The following is a 16,404-nucleotide window of genomic DNA, read 5'->3' as shown; positions in this document are numbered from 1 at the left end:
ATATTTCGTAGAGTTAAGGTAAAAAGTGTCGGTTTGAGTGCTTCTTCTCCTAAAAATCGAAGCACTTAAATTGACAAATTTCAAAATTAAAAAACACCAAAAAGTACATCACGTTTAGTTTTTCAGAGAATCTTCATCGTACTCAGAGTTTTATCCAACAGGAAATGTATCTTAGTTAAATTAAAAAGTGATTGCCAAATGAAGAACCTATTTTTTATCGTATTAATTTGTGTATTTGTTGCCTGCGGCGGAAGTAAAAAAGCCATTCAGAATACTACTCCCAATGAGCATCCTACAACTGAAGAAAAGGAAAATTATCCTACAGTTACTCTTCCAGTAGAAGAAAAAGCACCAGATACAGCGATTGAAAAAGTAGAACCAGAAGAAGAAGTTTCACAGCAACAAAAAGAAACAATGACACCAAAAGAAGATCCAAAAGTTGGTATCATTGAAGCATTTAATCATCAATCGTGGAATGACTTACTACAGAAGCATGTTTCTCCTACTGGCACTGTACGTTATATCGGTTTTAAACAAGATTACCTTGTATTGAAATCATATCTAGAGGCATTACGTAAAAATATCCCCGCAGAAAACTGGAGTAAATCTGATGTCTTAGCATATTGGATAAATGTATATAATGCATTTACTGTAAAATTAATCCTCGACAATTATCCTATAAAAAGTATCAAAGACATTAAAGAACCCTGGGATTTGCGTTTTTTTAAGCTAGGAAACAAATGGTATACTCTTAATGACGTAGAGCATAGAATTTTACGAAAAATGGGAGATCCCAGGATTCATTTTGGTATCAATTGTGCCTCGATTTCTTGCCCTCCATTATTAAACAAAGCGTTCACTGCTCAAAATGTGGATCGTGAGCTAGAAAAATTAGCGATTAACTTTATCAATGATACTAAACGAAATACAATAACTCCTAATAGTGTTCAACTTTCTAAAATATTTACCTGGTTTGCAAAAGATTTTAAAACCGAAGGTTCTTTAATTCATTTTTTAAATAAATACTCTAGAATTACTATTAATTCTAATGCAAAAAAGAGCTTCAAAAAATATAATTGGAGCTTAAATGAATAGTAAAAACACCACAATATTTTACTCATTTCTTGTCTGACTTTTATTCCAATCCAAAATTTCAGGGAAAATAAGTAGTTGATTCTGGCTTTTTAAAAAGTTAAAATTTACCTAAAAAACCTTAATCTAATACTGGCAGAGTTACTCTAGTTATTTAAAAAACCAATACTATCATTAATTACTGATAATCAAGTGTTTAAATTCTATTTTTCAATCACAAACTACCTCTTCTCCTTATACGTTATACTTCTAATCATTCTCCCAAAAATCAGCTGAAACTAAATTTTAACTGTAAGTTCATTTCCTGATTCTCTACTAAAACCATAGATTTTAAAAGAAGAGTTACTAAAAATTAAATAATAACCATCTAAAACCTAAGAAAATGAAAGCTCCCAAAATTATATTAGTGTTATTTGCCATATTATCTTTAAATCAGATTCAATCACAAAACAGTTTTGATCACATCCTTTGGGATCAAGCATTACTACTAAATGTATCTGATGACGGAAAAGTGGATTATAATGGATTTATGAGAGACAGCTCTCAATTATACCGATATTTTAAACAACTTTCTGATAATCCACCTCAAGAAAATTGGACAAGAGAAGAGAAATTAGCGTATTGGATTAATGCTTACAATGCTTATACTATAAAACTTGTTATAGATAGTTACCCATTAAAAAGTATCAAAGATCTTGAAGATCCCTGGGGTAAAAAATTCTTCAAAATTGATGGAGTATGGTATAGTCTGGGTGAATTAGAACACAAGATTCTGAGAAAATTTGGGGATCCAAGAATTCACTTTGCCATTAATTGTGCTTCGATTTCTTGTCCTGTGGTATGGAACAGAGCATATACTGCAGACAACCTTAATAGTGCTTTGGATAGCCAAACTGAAAAGTTTATTAATGACCCTACCCGAAACACAATTACAAAAGACAAAGTCATAGTTTCGAAAATATTTAGCTGGTATAAAAGAGATTTTAAAGTAAATGGTGGCGATGTTAAGGATTTTATTAACAGATACGCTGCAATAAAAATTGAAAAACAACCAAAGAAAGGGTATAAAGAATACAACTGGGGATTAAATGAACAGTCAAAAGATTATCCTTCGGCAGTTGTACTGGATTAGAAAACAAAAAAGAGAATAAAGAATATGATTGGGAGCATAAATGAGTAAATTTACAGTATAATCGAATTCTGAATAAAATTGAAAATATCCATTATTATCCCCATACTAAATGAAGCAGAAACAATTAGTCATTTGATTTCTCATCTAATTAAATCCTGTGATACTAAAGAAAATATAAAAGAAATTATAATTGTAGATGGCGGTAGTGTTGATGGTTCTCAAGATATTGTAAATACGGCACTAAAAAATGAATCAATTTTGATTAAACTTCTTACCTCAAAAAAAGGTCGTGCCAAACAATTAAATACGGGTGGTAATGCTGCAAAAGGTGATGTTCTGTATTTTCTTCATGCAGATTCTTTTCCTCCGCAAGGTTTTGATAATGATATCATAACAGAAGTAAGAAAAGGAAATAATGCGGGTTGTTTTAGGATGAAATTTGACTCTAATCATTGGTGGTTACGTTTTCTTGGGTGGTTAACACAATTTAAAAGTAAGCGATGTCGAGGTGGTGATCAGAGTCAATTTATAACCTCAACGCTATTTCGGCAAATCGGCGGTTATGATGAATCTTTTATCGTTTATGAAGATAATGACCTTGTCGACCGATTATTTGCCATCAAACAGTTTGTAATTATCCCTAAATACGTGATTACTTCTGCCAGACGTTATGAAGAGATTGGTGTCTGGCGTTTGCAATATCACTTTTTAAATATTCATATGCGAAGATGGATGGGAGCCTCATCAGAAGATTTATATCGTTACTATAAAGAAAAAGTTGTTAATCTATAACTCTTAGTTCTTCAATAATATTGGTAATCTTATTTTTAAACACTACTATTTCTGTACTTTGATCTTCTGTATTATCTACATCGACGTTATATTTCTTTATTTTTCCATCAGACATTTGTAATATAAAACAAAATCCTCCCTGATCTGCACAATCCGGACACCCATACGTTTTGCCAGTACCATTTTTTAACTCATTAGGAATACTCGATAATAATGAATTGTATTTTTCAAATACTTCTTTAGAATACACAAAAGAGTTTTTAAATGTAAAATCATCACTATAATACTTTACAGTAGTATCTTTTGTTATTTTTTCTGTATCTATTTTAAATACAGTGAAACAATTTTCAAGACATTCTCCAGCATATTTGCCAAAAACTAAAGATTCAATAGTATTTTCTATAGTATCATCATCGTTATTGCAGGACAAAAACAAAAAAGTAAGGGAAATTAAAATAAGGTAAAACGATTTCATCTGTATATATTTTTATACTTAGTAGATAACAGATATAAAAAATGGTTGCGTATACCCAAATGCCAGAATCAGAATTAAATAACACTACATATAACAAAAAGAAACGACTTTTATATAGATTAATATAAAAGTCGTTTTGCATCGTTTATTGAGTTAGACACTCTATTTAATGTTATTTTTCTTTAAAAAATTAAGAATATAACTTGCTATTTCATCTCCTTTTTCTTCTAGTGCAAAATGCCCTGTATCTAATAAATGAAATTCTATATTTTTTAAATCTCTTTTATAGGGATATGCACCTTCTGCCGGAAAAATATGATCATTTTTACCCCAAACAATTAATGTGGGTGGTTGGTAATCCCGTAAGTATTTTTGCCACTTAGGGTATAACGAAATATTGGTTCTGTAATCATAAAACATCGCTAGTTGAATCTCATTATTCTCTTTTCGTGTTAAATGCTGCAAATCAATTTCCCAGTTATCAGGACTAATCTTATTAACCTCTTTAACACCATGAGTATATTGCCATTTTAGCCCTTCTATCTTATGAAAACCCTCTAAAGCTTTACCGTTTTTAATCGATGGGTCATTCCAGTATGTTTTAAGAGGATCCCAAAACTCTCTAATACCTTCATTGTATGCATTACCGTTCTGGATGATTAGTGACTCTATACGGTTAGGGTATTTAGAAGCGATTCTAAATCCTACAGGAGCGCCATAGTCCATAAGATAGATACTAAACTTCTTTACTTCCAGTGTAGTCAAAAAACCTTCAATAATAGTAGCCATATTATCAAAAGTATAATCAAATTCTGATAGTAATGGTTGTTCCGACCTTCCGTATCCTGGGTAATCTGGTGCCAAAATATGATAATCATCTGCCAGATCTACAATTAGATTTCTAAACATATGGGATGATGTGGGATATCCATGCAACAATACAATGGTAGGTTTATTTTTTGATCCTGCTTCTCTATAAAATATATCTACTCCATCTACTTCAATAGTTTTATATAGTGTTGATGTACGTATTGATTTTGTATTCGTATTTCCTGTTTCTAAGTTCCTGGTAAACGAATACATTGTTAACGTAATCATCGCAAGTACTGTAATTCCTAATGTGATCTTTATTATTCTCATGATTTCAAAAATGTAATGTTAGTAATTTATTTTAATTACCGAACGTTCGGTAATTTTTTTATATAAAAAAATAGTAACCTACTATAATTTTCTTTTCTGTTTTACTTTAGTACGAACTATATTAGTCTTAATACCGTACGAAGATGAATTTTATAATTTCTAAATATACTTCCTCTCCTCTTTGGTTATAGCCATATCATTAATACTTGCATATCTCTTTTTCATTAAACCATTTGCATCAAACTTCCACATTTCATTTCCATATGCTCTATACCAATCTCCTGTTTTATTCTCATACTCATATTCGAATCTTACCGCTATGCGATTATCTGTATGTGCCCAATACTCTTTCTTTAATGTATAGGTGAGTTCTTTTTCCCATTTTTGGGTAAGAAACCTAACGATTTTATCTCTTCCTTTCAGAAACTGATCTCTGTTTCTCCACTCGCTATCTATAGTATAGGCCAGGCTAACTTTTTCTGGATTTTTTGTATTCCAGGCATCTTCTGCCATTTGTACTTTTTGTTTTGCTGTTTCTTCTGAAAACGGGGGTAGCGGGAATTTCTGTTCCATAATAATTCTGTTTTGGTGTTTATTCTTTCCAGTAATTGATCTTGTCTAAGCTTGGTATTTCACTTCTAATATGAGTACAAATATATAAACATATAGTTTTTTACCAAACGTTCGGTAATTAATTAACTTCTTTTTAACGAATAGGTGTGTATGGGTACAAAAAGGCGATTTTAAAGAAAAAAAATACTTCTTTTAAAAACCAACAAAATAAAACTTCAGCCTATAATAATATCAAAAAAATTCTTGCAAAAATAGACATAGACCTGGATGTCTTTAATTGTTCAGGAAAATCATATTTTTAAAACCTTAATTATGTTAAAAAACATTTTGAATTTAAGTAGTGCTCAAAGATTAAGCAAAGATGAGCAACAATCTGTTAATGGAGGTCGAGCAGGAAATTGCCAAACATATCCTCCTGAAATATGTACCTTTTGTGGTGGTGGTTCATTATTCAATGGTTGTTGTATGGGATCTCCAATAGTGCATCAATGCTTGATAGATTTTTGACATTTGATTTATGTAAAACCAAGCCCTTTGCTAAAATGAGCAGTCTAATTGGAGAACAAAAAAACAAGCTACCATTCCCCAATCAATTCTTAACCATATATGAAAAAAGAGTAAGACTATTAAATAGTCTTACTCTCTGTGTTTTTAACTGATATACTGCTCAAATTTAATACATCCTTATCGTATTAATAAAAATCAAAAACTTTATACGATAAACTATTTAATAAAAGTTGTTCAGATTTAAAATATTAAGCCACAATATTTCAAAGAAATTAGTTGTCTGTTATCCATGCTCTAATTCTAAGATTTTTCTCATATTCCTCATTAACATCGATTATATACTCTTTTTGTATACCATAGTAACCAGTATATTCATGGAAAATTCCTGAGGCAGAAACAGCCCAAAAATAATGCCCATGATGTTTTTTTCCATAATCCGAACCAACATATCCTTTGAACTCAAGTGGAGTCTTCCATTTTGTTTTATAATTTTTGTGCCGTTCAACCAACTCCCAATTCGCAACTTTTCCGTCTGGAACCCAAATTCCACCACCTTCTACAACCTCGGTTATTTTCTTAGAATAACTTCCTCCTCCTCCAGCTTGTAAACCAACGGTAACTTTTATTGATCCTTCTGTTACTAGAGGTACTCCAATCTTACCACCAACTTCTGTACTTATAGAACCTGTTACATTCCAATTTTTTTGATTTGTAGTTTCTATTCTCCATTGCCCTGGTAAACTCATCCATTTTCTCTTTCCCGATCTATTTCTTTCAGACCTAGATGCAGTTCCTTGAACTCTTTTGTAAGGTGTATAACTTGCTCCAGGATCTCCTTTATAGATATAAGCTTTAGTTCTAAATTCAGCGTGCCAATCATATTTTTTATTAGGATTTTGACCTCCGTTTCCGAATTTATAATCATTAATACAAACATTTTTGGGCGTCGTTGTTCCTTTATCTAGAACCCGTGTGAACCTGTGTAAAAGATCATTTCCATTTGTAAAACTAATATGTGCATTTTTACTTAGTTTTTTGAGGTGATCCATATTTATTTTTTGCCAATCAGTTGTAACGCTATTCCTAGAAAATAGACCTTTACCTATGGAAAAGTTACTATCTTTAGAGAAATTATCCTTTATTCTGACTACTGGTCCATAGGTATACTTTATCTCACTAGAATTTCCATCACTGTCTTCACTTAGATATTGCTCCTCTTGTTCTAGACTTAAGGCTTCTGTATTCTTTATAAGGTCATCATTTTGGCAGGAGGTTAGTACGACTATCGAAAGCCCTATAAAAGCGATAGTTATAGATTTTAATACACTAATTTTAAATTTTGTCATAATTAATTGTGTTTTTGTTAAAATTGGTTTTTTACATTTTATCACACAATTCTATCTATTAACTAATGAATAACAAAAAAAAGTGGGGGGACAAAAAAGGGACATGTCCGTAATATGTCTTAAATAAAGAAGGTGTAGTACCTACTCATTATTTTTTTGTGCTTGATATTTTAGGTATAAATGTTTTTTTTCACTTCAATCAAAAATATTGCCCGATACCAAATACAAATCCTTTGGTAGCATCGTCTGTAACTCCATGCCCATAATCAATTCTAAAAATGGCATTAAAAATTCGTTTATGCATAAGACGTAAACCTACACCTGGATATATTCTAAAATTTTGAGAATCTCCAAAATCTCCAAAATCTCCTCCAGGATTACGCCAACTTCCTCCATCTACAAAAACATTACTTTGCAATACAAACCAATCTTTCTCATATAATGTGTGTCTATACTCGGTATTAAGGACAATCACTCCCGTTCCTCGATCAATAGTGTTACCAACTCCTCTAATATTAAGATTATTATCTACCGCAAACGGCGCAAATGGAGAATCATCATTGCTTGCTAGTCCTAATCGTAACCTGGAAGACCAATTTCCTTTTTTACCTATTCTTTTATGGTATAAAAAATCATTCCACCCAATAAGAAAATCGGGTAAGACGTTTTCGGTACTCACCACATATTGTGCATTTAATGTGCTTTTAAATCCCGATACATATTGGTAATCATAATCCAGGTTATCGTATTCGTATATTAGTTTATATAATAGCTTATTAACATCAAAATCTTGTGGTATTCCTGCTTCAGTAGCACCGCGTTTGTACGTATAATCTTCATTAAAGTAATTCACACCCAACTCAATACGATTCTGAAGATTAAATTGATATAACCCTAATACTTCATACGAGGTATTGTTATACTTATAATCTGCAGTACCATTTTCTAGAAACACAGGTTCTTCGGTAGTAAGATTACTATAATTAAAGGCTATTCCCAATTTCTTACTAAATAAAAATGGGGCTCTTAGATTTGCTCCATAGGAGCTATAAATATCATTTTGATACAATCCTCCCAGAACTATATTTTGACCAAATAAATTAAACTCATATAATCCTACTCTAAAAGCAAACTCATCATTATTGGTCGTATAGAGATTGGCAGAAGGAATGATCGTAAAATTCTCTTCTATTCCATAAACTACTTCATAGCCTTCTTCTTTTTCATACACCTGGTAATACGCATGTGCAATAGAAGGTAATCTTTTTAATCTTTTAATATCTGCCTCTATCTGTAAAGAATCAAGGGCTTTTCCTTGCTCAATATTGGTGAGTTTTGTTATAGCCGAGGTTTTGGTCTTATTATTTCCTTGTATACGAATTTCGGAAATCACTTTATTTTGCGCAAAAGCAACACAAGTGGTAAAAAACATAAAAAAAACTATTCGAGAAAGATTCATTTTTTTGTTGAGTAAAACTCTTTTATTAGTTCTTCTGAAGGTTTATTTTGTATCGTAAATCGATTATTACGTTCTCCTCCAACTTTATTGTGATTATGGTACCATTTCCAAAGAAATCCTCCTGCGAACCAAGGTTCGTTCCAGAATTCCTGATACAAAGCGGTCAATGCATTATTTTGCCCATCCAGATCAACTTTACCATCGAACCGACTAGAATCCCAGGGTTCTTTCCCTGTAAAATGAACACTTCGATAGCCATATTCTGTAAATAAAACAGGTTTCTTCATTTTGGTCTGTACTGTGATAATATCATTTTTATGTTTTTGCCATCCTTCCTTAAGCTCTTCTACCGTTGGTGTTTTACTTTGAGAAATTGGGAAATAGGCATCTATACCTATATAATCCAATTGATCCCAAAAGGGTGCTTTATCAAACTGATCCCAGTTTTCTGCATAGGTTAATTCCCCTTTATAAACCGATCGTATTTTAGTAATCAATTGATTCCAAAACTCGGGTCTTGTCTGAACAAACGTATGCAATTCTGTACCAATACAAAGTATACGAACCTTCATTTCTTCTGCCAATACTGCATAGAGTAGTATAAAATCTTCGTATGATTTTTCGAGTGTTTTCCAGTCTTTTTCAGATTTCATACTAATGTTACCTGTAAACTCTCCTCTCCACACCCAAATTTGAGGTTTTAGCATCACCTTAATTTTTCTATCCTGCAATAACTCAATCGTTTGTTTGGCTCCATCTCTTCGCTCTCCCCACCATTGCCTTTCGATATTAAAAACCACAGTGGGAGACTCTAAGTTTTTTATAAATCCAAAAGGCATCACTGCAGCCCAATTGGCATTGACTTCTACAACAGGATCAATCTCTGCAGCAGTAATCTCCTCTGGAGAACCTACAAAACTAACTCCATTAATCTTAGGTCCTTGCCCAGAACACGTACAAAAAATAAAGGCTAACAACAGTAGAAAAATATTTTTCATGCTCTCTTTTTTTACTGTTGAAAATACAATTTTTATACTAGTATTCTAGAATAATGCTCTTAAACCTAAACTAAATGTTTGCCCTAATCCTTGAAAATTATTTCCTCTAACAATCTTACCGAAGGATGCTTCTAAGTTAAGAACTTTAGTAAGCTGATATTTACCACCAAATCCTAACTGCGTATAATCCTGATCAAAATCATTTCCTAAATCAAACAAAAAAGCTTGTTGAGCATTTACAAAAATTGTAGATTTTGAACTTGGGAAATAACTCAAAAAAGCACTTAATGGTACAAACAAACTATTATTTGCGAATCGCTCTGATACATTTTCGCTAGCTGGATCAGCATCTACCGACTTTTCTCCAAAATTATATCCGAAATCTGCTTCTGTAAAAATCTGCCATTTGTTCCCTCCAAAAGTTTTATCATAGAAAAACTTAGTTTCCCAGAAAAAACTTCTTTTATCTAAATAAGGTGCGTTTGGAACATCTTCAAACACAGGGATAAAAAACGAACTGGTAAAAGAAAAATTTGCAACATTTTTAAAAGGTTGAATTCTTATTGAGGGTGCAATTGTAGTAAGTCCACTTCTTGCATCAGTAGTATTATCTTTAAAACTCAGTACTTCCAATGCTCCCGCTCCTCCATAAGTATTTGCTCTAACCTGAAAGATAAGCCCAATATTAACTCTCGAATTTTTACTAATCCCCGTAAATATTTCAGTAGTATTGGTAAAAAAAGTTTGTCTATCTATAGTTATCGATTTAGATCCCGAGTCGGTTTGTTCTGTTTGTGTATATATGCTATTAAAGAACTTAATATCCCATTGTCCTTTCTTTAAAAGTTTTGAAGGTGTAAACTCCTGGATATTTGACTTTCCTGAATCCTCGTCCTGTGCAAATCCTATAGTCAGAATAAAAAGACTTATTGTTGTTATTAGTATTCTTTTGGTTTTCATTATTGCTTTTTTTTTACATAAGTATCCTCTTTCAAAGTAGCTTTGACATAAAAAACTTTGATAAAAATTCTTATTTATTGTTAAAGATTATGTTGAAATAATTGTAATTATTTAACTTGATTTAAACTCCAATCATAGGAGTAATACGATACTTTGGCTTTTGCCGGAATTTTCTCTTTTCGGAATTTATTTACAAAATCTACCTCTGATCCATTCTGAGTAAAATCTACCTTATACCATTCAAAAATTTGTGACAACCGTACTTTATTACCCTTCACTTTAATAAAATTGGGGTTATTTAAAGCTTTTACCGTTTGGCGTTGTAATTGATCTTCTAATGTTGACGGTTTATAAGCCGAAGGTATAATCGGAGGGCAACCCAGACCTGCACAAACTAACACAAAGTGAAATCGAGCTTCTTTAGGGAAATTTTTGCGAAGGATCTTATTTTCCAGATCATTAAGTGTTGTTTTTTTACCTCCTAATATATAGGTCGTTTTATCAAAAAAACCTTTAATATCTAATGGTGATTTTGTTGGGTATTTATCTACTATACCTTTTATAACTGCCAAGTTATAAGCGTTGATATAAAAAGCCTGGTAGGTTTTTGGTTTGCCTGTAGTAACTTTTATGGTTGCAGCCATCTCTAATAATTCGTTTAATGAAGACGGATTCTTTTTAATACTTTTATAGTTAACTCTCCCATTAGATACATAGGTTTTAAAAAAGCTATCTGCTTTAGTAAAAAACGCTGTACTACTTTGTGAAAACCCAAATTGAATTGAGAGAAGAACTAATAGCATTGTTATTTTTTTCATCCTTTACCTTTTTTATCAGTTCCATCAAAAAACTGAATTCATCGTATTTTATATTGTTAAAATTTACCTTGGTAATGGGCATTCAGTCGAATGGAAAATCATCAACTTACAAACAATTTTAGATTTTATTTTTCTACACAGCTCCCAGATCATAGATCACAATGTGTCCTGATTCTTTTATAATCAAGAAATCAGGACATACATCATCACTCCCCTATTTAAATTCGCCGTTCAACAAAAAAACCAAAATCATGATCGTATTAACACAAAAAAAATGGGTATGCAGTTGTATTGCATTAATAACGCTTACCCTCTCACTACAAGCGCAGGAAGTTATTATTCCTGATGCCAGATTTAAAAGAGCATTACTCGAAGATCATAATATTGACACCAATAACAATGGCAAAATAGAAGTTAGCGAAGCCCAGGCATATACACAGCATATTTTTGTTTCCGGCAGTCAAGTATCTAACCTTATTGGTATTGAAGCTTTTAAAAACATTAATAGTTTATCAATTTGGAAAACTCGTATTAGAGAAATCGATCTTAGCAAAAACACAAAATTATTAGCATTATTTTTCTATAAAAACTATAAAGTAACCCGTTTAGATCTTAGCAAGAATACTAAATTAGAAAGTATAAGGTGTAACCGAAACAACCTAGAATCGCTAACAATACTCAGCCGTAATTTGATCGAATTAAATTGTAGTAACAATAAGTTAAGCAAACTGTTTTTGCCAAATAGCAGGAAAGTACAAGAATTGAATTGTCGTAATAATAAGATAACCGAACTAAAACTAGGCAGACAAAAAGAATTAAAAACATTGTATTGTGAACATAATAAACTAACACAATTAGATATAAGTAACAGTACTAAATTAGAGCATTTAAATTGTTCTTATAATAAATTAAAAAGCTTAAACACAAGTAAAAGCACTAAATTAATTTACTTAACACCTGCCTTTAATAATCTAACAAGTCTAAATGTAAGTAAGAATACTAAATTGAAACAATTACGTTGTCATAGTAATAAGCTAAAGAGTTTAGATGTAAGTAAAAACACTACTTTGGAGATTTTAACATGTGGCAGTAATAATCTAACTAGCTTGATAGCATCCAATAACAGTAAATTAGATTATATGAATGCTCGATACAATTCTATTGATTGTATAGTAGGACATCCAGCAAATGGGGCTAATTGGTTAAAAGATCCTGAAACAGAATTTTGCCCAGAAAGATCCAGAGCTATTTCCAGAACAGCAAAAAAAGAAAATCTTCACCAAAAAGAGATCACAACCTATCCTAACCCGGTTCAAAATATACTGTATATACAAACTGGTCAGGTAGAAAAATCTCCTGTTACTATCGCTTTAACAGCATTAAACAATGCGAGAAGTAGTACCCAAAAACATATCCCAGATAACAAAGGTGTAGTTTCTATTGATATGAGTGCCTACAAAACAGGATTGTATACTATAAAAATAATAACCAAAGATCGAGTGATCACTCGTAAAATAGTAAAGCAATAAAAGAATACCCAGAAGTACTAATACCAAATTCAATTTGATATAAAATCCAGGGTAAACAAAAAAAGTAAAACTGCCTGAGAAGCTTTTTCTCAGGCAGTTTTTTATTTCACCAAAAACATATCCCTCCCGTTCGATATAAAGCAGCGACCCTTACAAAGTCACTATTTTTTAGATTCATTCTAAATTAATCCAGCTATTTAAGTTCTTATATTTATATACGACTTACTGACCGAAGTGTTCACTTCTTAATGAAGTGATTTAAACTTTTTTGATTCTGACGAAAAATAGCTGTTTTTTGATCAATTGAAGTGTTTTTGCACTTCATAGCAGCGCTACGAAGTAATAAAAAGACGAAAATTGAGTGAAAAAGAGCATTTTTATAGCGAATTGAAAAAAGTTTAAATCACTTCAATAACTATTGACAACCAACAATTATCTTTTATGGAACACATTGCAATTATTGGAAATGGAATTTCGGGAGTTACTGCTGCCAGGCATATACGTAAAATGTCTGACAAAAGAATCACTATCATATCTGCCGAGACCGAATATTTCTTTTCACGTACTGCTCTTATGTATATTTATATGGGACATATGAAATTCGAACATACTCAACCTTATGAAAACTGGTTTTGGAAAAAAAACAGGATTGAGCTCAAAAATGGTTTTGTTTCCGAAGTTAATCATCAGGCTAATGAACTTGTATTTGCGAGCGGAGAGGTCATGGCATATGATAAACTTATTATTGCAGTAGGTTCTAAACCCAATAAATTTGGTTGGCCGGGTCAGGATCTTGATGGAGTCATGGGTATGTATCATAAACAAGACCTTGAAAATCTAGAAAAACACGCCCCCAATAATAAAGTATGTAACCGTGCTGTAATTGTTGGAGGAGGATTAATCGGTATAGAATTGGCAGAAATGCTTCATTCTCGTAATATTCCGGTTACATTTTTGGTACGCGAAAATAGTTTTTGGGATGCTGTCTTACCTGCTGGTGAAAGCGGAATGATTAATAGGCATATCCAAAATCATCATATAGACCTTAGATTAGGTGTAAACTTAAAAGAAATAGTTGCTGATGATGACGGCAAAGTTAAAGCTGTAGTCGTACAAGAAACAGGAGAAGTTATTGATTGTAATGTTGTTGGATTAACACCAGGTGTGTCTCCCAATGTAGATTTCCTAAAAGATTCTGGTATCGAATTAGGTCGAGGTGTAAAAGTGAATAGATTTCTCGAAACCAATATCCCCAACATTTATGCTATTGGTGATTGTGCAGAACAACATGAAGCGATAGGAAATCGCCGCCCTATTGAAGCTGTTTGGTATACCGGTCGTATGATGGGAGAAACACTAGCACAGACTATCTGCGGAAATAGAACTGAATACAAACCCGGACATTGGTTTAATAGCGCAAAATTTCTTGATATCGAATATCAAACTTATGGTTGGGTATTTGGTAGACCTAAAGAATATGAACAGCAGTTTCATTGGATACACGAGGATGATACCAAATGTATTACAGTATCCTATCATAAGGAAACCGCAGAGTTTTTGGGTATCAATACATTCGGAATCAGAATGCGACACGAAGTTTTTGATCGTTGGCTTACAGAAAAAAGAGATGTGAATTATGTGATGCAACATCTTGCAGAAGCCAATTTTGATCCAGAATTCTATTCGGTCTATGAGTCTGATATTCTTTCAGCTTATAAAAAATCACAGCTTCAAACTGCTTAAAAAATAAATTATAGATTTCATAGACTTACTGAACTAACCTGTTTCAATATTTCTTGCGAAGTCCAACTAAAAAACATACAATGAGTAACAAATTAGATCATAGCATGTCTCTTGCAAACCCTAATACCAAAGGGGTTTCAGTACAGCAAAAAATAGCTTTAGCCGTAGGCCTGGTTGGACTCTTTATTCTGGTCCTTGCCATTTTTAATACTAATTTCCCGAATCAAGGAGTGTTTTTAACCCTTTCTCTGGTATTAATTACTGCGGGTACTATATTATTTGCAAACGATATATATTTAAAAAAGTTAGAAGGAATCAAAAATGATGGAGTCTGGTTTAAATCTATCTCATCTCGAGGTATTTTGGGATGGCTCACAGGTGTAGGACTAACCGCTTTTTACATTGTATTATATTTTTATGCAGAACTACTCGGGTTAGGCACTAATGGTGAAGCCAATACAGGATTAGTAGCTTTATTCGATCCTCTAAGTAGAATTTTAAGTGGCAATCCTGCCAGCCAATGGTTCGTATACGGAACGTTGTATACTATTGCCATCATTGCTTTTGGATATAAATTCATTCTAAAATACAGACACAATCGTTATCAGCAGATACGAACTGTTTCGGTGATGTTTTTTCAACTTGGATTTGCATTCCTGATTCCAGAATTTATGGCACGATTAAATACAAGTCCAGATTATAACCTTCCTTATTATGATCTAAAAAGTGTATGGCCCCTTAATTATTATTTATTTGATGGATGGTCTATTGATGGTCTTTTATCATCACAAAACCTTGGACTGGGAATGCTAATTTTTGGAGTGGTATCTATCTTTGTAATAACTCCTATTTTAACTTACAAATTCGGAAAAAGATGGTATTGCTCATGGGTTTGCGGTTGTGGTGGATTAGCAGAAACTGCAGGAGACTCTTTTAGACAATTATCAAGTAAAAAACTGAGTGCCTGGAAAATAGAACGTTGGTTAATCCATACCGTTTTAGTCTTTTCTGTAGTGATGACTATGGCTATGATATATACATATCTGGGAAGTGATCCTAATAAATATTGGTTAACCCGAGGTACTTTCCTTGCCGGGGCAGCCACTATCCTGACTCTTGTTTTTTCTGTCGTGATGATTTTTAAAAGAAAAGAGTTGGGTAAAGATGCCAGATACGGTGCGATTGGATACTTTGTTATCATAATTTCATTTCTGGTAATGCATTATACCGGTACTACAAACGAAGTGTTTTTTATTAAATCCGGAAGCCTTAGATCCGCCTATGGCTTATACATTGGTTCTATATTTTCTGGTGTAATCGGTACTGGTTTCTATCCCATTTTGGGTAACCGTGCCTGGTGTAGATTTGGTTGTCCTATGGCGGCAATCCTTGGATTTCAACAGCGTTTATTTTCTAGATTTAGAATTACCACCAATGGCGGGCAATGTATATCTTGTGGTAATTGTTCTACTTATTGCGAAATGGGAATCGATGTACGTTCCTATGCTCAAAAAGGTGAAAACATAGTACGATCCAGTTGTGTAGGCTGTGGAGTTTGTTCTGCAGTTTGCCCACGCGGAGTACTAAAGCTTGAAAATGACACACTAGACGGACGTATTAATTCTAACGAGATTTTATTAGGTAATGATGTAGACTTAATGGATTTTGTAAATAAAAAATAATATCACATACATTACTTACGTATGGTAAATAATAGAGTATCAAAATATATAAACGTCGGTATATACCGACGTTTATATATTTTAGAATAATCGACTTCTATAATGCGTATTGGTATAATTATTGAGGATTCCTCTCACTAATTTAAATATGTATTATA

General features: G+C 32.5%; 15 protein-coding genes. 7 read left to right on the top strand and 8 right to left on the bottom strand.

Annotated features, from left to right (window positions below; all coding sequences use genetic code 11):
* Positions 1 to 198: 198 nt before the first annotated feature.
* The 3 genes from DK441_RS07110 to DK441_RS07100 all read left to right on the top strand — a co-directional run bounded on the left by DK441_RS07110 (position 199) and on the right by DK441_RS07100 (position 3,016).
* Entirely contained in the window at positions 199 to 1,095 is an 897-nt protein-coding gene (locus DK441_RS07110; RefSeq protein ID WP_235015723.1) for a DUF547 domain-containing protein, read from the top strand.
* Between the two features lie 379 nt (positions 1,096 to 1,474).
* Complete coding sequence (locus tag DK441_RS07105) at positions 1,475 to 2,224, top strand: DUF547 domain-containing protein (protein WP_109098103.1); 750 nt, start codon at positions 1,475 to 1,477, stop codon at positions 2,222 to 2,224.
* Positions 2,225 to 2,302: 78 nt separating this feature from the next.
* Positions 2,303 to 3,016: a TIGR04283 family arsenosugar biosynthesis glycosyltransferase gene (locus DK441_RS07100; RefSeq protein WP_370444305.1), complete on the top strand. Its 714-nt coding sequence runs from the start codon at positions 2,303 to 2,305 to the stop codon at positions 3,014 to 3,016.
* Here the strand turns inward: DK441_RS07100 and DK441_RS07095 are convergent.
* The 3 genes from DK441_RS07095 to DK441_RS07085 all read right to left on the bottom strand — a co-directional run bounded on the left by DK441_RS07095 (position 3,006) and on the right by DK441_RS07085 (position 5,204).
* Positions 3,006 to 3,491, bottom strand: coding sequence for a hypothetical protein (locus DK441_RS07095; RefSeq protein WP_160111978.1), 486 nt, complete (start codon positions 3,489 to 3,491; stop codon positions 3,006 to 3,008). The genes DK441_RS07100 and DK441_RS07095 overlap by 11 nt on opposite strands.
* A gap of 162 nt (positions 3,492 to 3,653) precedes the next feature.
* Positions 3,654 to 4,631 (bottom strand): alpha/beta fold hydrolase, encoded by a 978-nt coding sequence (locus DK441_RS07090; RefSeq protein WP_200822831.1) that lies wholly within the window; start codon positions 4,629 to 4,631, stop codon positions 3,654 to 3,656.
* Positions 4,632 to 4,790: 159 nt separating this feature from the next.
* Positions 4,791 to 5,204: a nuclear transport factor 2 family protein gene (locus DK441_RS07085; protein ID WP_200822830.1), complete on the bottom strand. Its 414-nt coding sequence runs from the start codon at positions 5,202 to 5,204 to the stop codon at positions 4,791 to 4,793.
* A 312-nt stretch (positions 5,205 to 5,516) separates the two neighbouring features.
* On the opposite strand from DK441_RS07085, the gene DK441_RS07080 reads away from it, so the two are divergent.
* Entirely contained in the window at positions 5,517 to 5,711 is a 195-nt protein-coding gene (locus tag DK441_RS07080) for a hypothetical protein (RefSeq protein WP_160111977.1), read from the top strand.
* 272 nt (positions 5,712 to 5,983) lie between these two features.
* Here DK441_RS07080 and DK441_RS07075 read toward each other — a convergent pair whose 3' ends face one another.
* The 5 genes from DK441_RS07075 to DK441_RS07055 form a co-directional block, all read right to left on the bottom strand.
* Positions 5,984 to 7,057 carry a hypothetical protein gene (locus tag DK441_RS07075; RefSeq protein ID WP_109098098.1) on the bottom strand — a complete coding sequence of 358 codons (1,074 nt, stop codon included), beginning with the start codon at positions 7,055 to 7,057 and terminating at the stop codon, positions 5,984 to 5,986.
* Between the two features lie 199 nt (positions 7,058 to 7,256).
* The gene (locus DK441_RS07070) at positions 7,257 to 8,489 is read right to left on the bottom strand and encodes an FtsQ-type POTRA domain-containing protein (protein ID WP_235015722.1); all 1,233 of its coding nucleotides are present in this window, start codon (positions 8,487 to 8,489) and stop codon (positions 7,257 to 7,259) included.
* Between the two features lie 23 nt (positions 8,490 to 8,512).
* Positions 8,513 to 9,514 carry a glycoside hydrolase gene (locus DK441_RS07065; protein WP_109098096.1) on the bottom strand — a complete coding sequence of 334 codons (1,002 nt, stop codon included), beginning with the start codon at positions 9,512 to 9,514 and terminating at the stop codon, positions 8,513 to 8,515.
* 45 nt (positions 9,515 to 9,559) lie between these two features.
* Positions 9,560 to 10,474 (bottom strand): hypothetical protein, encoded by a 915-nt coding sequence (locus DK441_RS07060; protein WP_109098095.1) that lies wholly within the window; start codon positions 10,472 to 10,474, stop codon positions 9,560 to 9,562.
* A gap of 107 nt (positions 10,475 to 10,581) precedes the next feature.
* On the bottom strand, positions 10,582 to 11,292 hold the full coding sequence (locus DK441_RS07055; RefSeq protein WP_109098094.1) for a DUF547 domain-containing protein: 711 nt from the start codon (positions 11,290 to 11,292) through the stop codon (positions 10,582 to 10,584).
* A 251-nt stretch (positions 11,293 to 11,543) separates the two neighbouring features.
* Here DK441_RS07055 and DK441_RS07050 point away from each other — a divergent pair, with 251 nt between their 5' ends.
* The 3 genes from DK441_RS07050 (at position 11,544) to DK441_RS07040 (ending at position 16,246) form a co-directional block, all read left to right on the top strand.
* Complete coding sequence (locus DK441_RS07050) at positions 11,544 to 12,821, top strand: T9SS type A sorting domain-containing protein (protein WP_160111976.1); 1,278 nt, start codon at positions 11,544 to 11,546, stop codon at positions 12,819 to 12,821.
* 441 nt (positions 12,822 to 13,262) lie between these two features.
* The gene (locus tag DK441_RS07045; RefSeq protein ID WP_109098092.1) at positions 13,263 to 14,564 is read left to right on the top strand and encodes an NAD(P)/FAD-dependent oxidoreductase; all 1,302 of its coding nucleotides are present in this window, start codon (positions 13,263 to 13,265) and stop codon (positions 14,562 to 14,564) included.
* Between the two features lie 80 nt (positions 14,565 to 14,644).
* A complete protein-coding gene (locus tag DK441_RS07040; RefSeq protein WP_109098091.1) occupies positions 14,645 to 16,246 on the top strand; it encodes a 4Fe-4S dicluster domain-containing protein in 1,602 nt (533 codons plus the stop codon).
* Positions 16,247 to 16,404: the final 158 nt, after the last annotated feature.

It is taken from the genome of Aquimarina sp. AU58, assembly GCF_900312745.1.
In the GTDB taxonomy this organism is placed as follows: Bacteria; Bacteroidota; Bacteroidia; order Flavobacteriales; family Flavobacteriaceae; genus Aquimarina; species Aquimarina spinulae.
Note: the sequence above shows the minus strand (reverse complement) of the source record. Positions and strands in the feature narration are given on the sequence as shown.